Source organism: Caballeronia sp. LZ035, assembly GCF_031451175.1.
Taxonomy (GTDB): Bacteria; Pseudomonadota; Gammaproteobacteria; order Burkholderiales; family Burkholderiaceae; genus Caballeronia.
This window is the reverse complement of record NZ_JARUXS010000039.1, coordinates 1-551: the sequence shown is the minus strand read 5'-3', so window position 1 is coordinate 551 and position 551 is coordinate 1. Positions and strand designations below refer to the sequence as shown.

1 protein-coding gene is annotated in these 551 nt (G+C 62.6%); it reads right to left on the bottom strand.

Features of this window, described 5'->3' with window-relative positions; translation table 11 throughout:
- Positions 1-551, bottom strand: a 551-nt coding sequence (locus tag QCE88_RS41965) for an RHS repeat domain-containing protein (protein ID WP_409018343.1), incomplete at both ends; no start/stop codon positions are given.

Genomic DNA, 551 nt, shown 5'->3' with positions numbered 1-551 from the left:
GCTGAACGTGTGATCGAGTCCCGGTGCGAACGCGATCCCGCTCAAACGGCTCGCCAGATCATGCGTGAAGCGGATCGGCTCATGCGCATCGATGCTCAATGTACGAGCCAGTCCCAGCTCATCGTACTCATGGCTCAGCGTCTGCCGATAACACACCTCGCCATTCAATTCGCGCATCTCGCGCTGCTGCAACTGCAACTGACCCGCTGCGTCGTACTCGTAACTCACGCTGCCGAGCGTGTCGGCGTGCTTCTGGGTCTCGCTCGCAAGCCGCCCGTCGAGGTCGTAATCGCGCTCGATCACCGCATGTGCATTGCGCGCTCCAATCAACTGACCACGCTTGTTATAAGCGTAGTGCTCGGCCTCACCGCTGCCCTCCGCGATGCGGCTCACGATCCGCCCCAACGGATCGCAGCGGATGTTCAGCACGCGCCCGAGCGGATCGACGGTGTGCGTCAGGTGCCCCGCCGGATCGTAGCCATAGCCCCGCGCCTGCCCGAAGTAGTCGATCTCCTCGATCAACCTGCCCGCTGCATCGCGCTTCAAATGCC